The organism is Saccharopolyspora sp. NPDC000995, from assembly GCF_053599315.1.
This window is the reverse complement of record NZ_JBSFLZ010000304.1, coordinates 1-1,932: the sequence shown is the minus strand read 5'-3', so window position 1 is coordinate 1,932 and position 1,932 is coordinate 1. Positions and strand designations below refer to the sequence as shown.

At 69.2% G+C, this 1,932-nt stretch carries 2 protein-coding genes; one reads left to right on the top strand and one right to left on the bottom strand.

Going from position 1 to position 1,932, the window contains the following annotated elements; all coding sequences use genetic code 11:
* On the top strand, positions 1–954 hold a 954-nt coding region (gene ribA, locus ACWDKQ_RS35970), incomplete at its 5' end, for a GTP cyclohydrolase II (protein WP_450143207.1).
* Here the strand turns inward: ribA and ACWDKQ_RS35965 are convergent.
* Positions 943–1,932 (bottom strand): MFS transporter (locus ACWDKQ_RS35965; protein ID WP_450143206.1); only part of this gene is annotated, 990 nt, incomplete at its 5' end. The genes ribA and ACWDKQ_RS35965 overlap by 12 nt on opposite strands.

Genomic DNA, 1,932 nt, shown 5'->3' with positions numbered 1-1,932 from the left:
CTGGTCCGTGCCGGGCACACCGAGGCCACTGTCGATCTGCTGCGGTGTGCCGGTCGCCGGCCGGTCGGGGTCATCAGTGAGCTCATCGGTGACGACGGCGAGATGCTGCGTGGTGCGGCGCTGAGGGCGTTCGCGCAGGACCACGACCTGCCGGTGCTCGCGATCGCCGACCTGATCCGCTACCGGCGCGCCACGGAAGAGCTCGTCGAGCCCGTGGCGCGCTCGAGGATGCCGACCGTTTTCGGTGACTTCGAGGCGATCGCGTACCGGTGGCATGTCGACGGTGCCGAGCACCTGGCTCTGGTCATGGGCGACATCGCAGCGGCCACGCGCTGCGAGCGGGGCGTCCTGGCCCGCGTGCACAGCGAGTGCCTCACCGGCGACATCCTGGGCTCGTTGCGCTGTGACTGCGGAACACAGCTCGAGCAAGCGATGCGCGCGGTGGCTGAGGAGGGCTGTGGTGTCATCGTCTACCTGCGCGGACACGAAGGGCGCGGTATCGGACTGGCTCACAAGATCCGCGCCTACGCCTTGCAGGACAGCGGTCTGGACACCGTCGAGGCGAACACCGCGCAGGGGCTTCCCGTCGATTCCCGCAGTTATAGTGCCGGGGCCCAGATCCTCGCTCACCTGGGAGTCCGCAGACTACGCCTGATCACCAACAACCCCGCGAAGTACGACGATCTGGACGGGGACCCGCTCGAGATCGTGCAACGGGTCGCGCTGCCGGCCGTCGAGACCCCGCACAACCTGCGGTACCTGCGCACCAAACGAGACCGCATGGGCCATGCGATCGCGTCCCCGGCCACGACGGCCCGGCCATCGCCGGCTAGGACGGCCGGGCCATCGCCGGCTAGGACGGCCGGGCCATCGCCGGCTAGGACGGCCGGGTCATCGCCGACTAGTAGGACGGCCGGGCCGGAGACCGGCCCGGCCCAGCGGTCAGCCGGGTAACGGCTTCGATGCGGTCTTGGGCAGCCGCACCACGGTGATCACGCCGACCAGTGCCACCGCGACGATCCAGTAGACGGGACTGGTCCTGCTTCCGGTTCCCGCCACGAGGGCCGCGGCGACCAGCGGCGTGATACCGCCGATGATCGCACCGATGTTGTACCCGAGCGCGATACCCGAGTAGCGCACGTTCGCCGGGAACATCTCGGTGGCCAGCGGCCACGCCGGAACCTGCGCCCAGCCGCTGAAAAACAGGCAGACCAGGTAGACGACCCCGACCACCCAGAGACTGGTCGTGGCGATGAGCACCGCGAACACCGGCCAGGCGATGACGGCGTAGGCGAGGTAGGAGGCCAGCAGGATCGGCTTGCGGTCGAATCGATCGGTCAACCTGCCCGCCCAGGGATAGGTCATGGTGGCCACTGCGATGGACAGCGCCGACGTCCACGCGACACCGGTCGCGGAAAACCCTTCCTGCTGCAGGAAGATCGCGAAGTAGGCGACACCGAAGTAGCCCGTGCCGTTAAAGGCGATGGCCAGGCCCGCGACACGGGCCACTGCCAGCGGATGGCTCCGCAACGCCGCCAGCATCGGGCCACGCACGATCGCGGCCGTCTCCTTCAGCTCCTGGAACTGGGGCGACTCCTCCACCCGCAGGCGAGCCCACAGACACACCACCGTCAGCAGCAGCGAAAGCAGGAACGGAAGCCGCCAGCCCCACACCGCCATCTGCTCGGCCGGGACAAGCAACCGCACCACCCCGACCACAGCCGCCGCCGCCGCGAACCCGAGCGTGGACCCGATGGAGATCGTCGACCCGTAGTAACCCCGCTTACCCGGCGGAGCCAGCTCGGCGATGTAGGTCGCCGCACCACCGATCTCACCGCCGGCCGCGAGTCCCTGAGCCAGCCGCGCGAGGATGATGGCGACCGTCGCGGCCACTCCGACCTGCCCGTAGGTCGGCAGCAGACCGATCACACC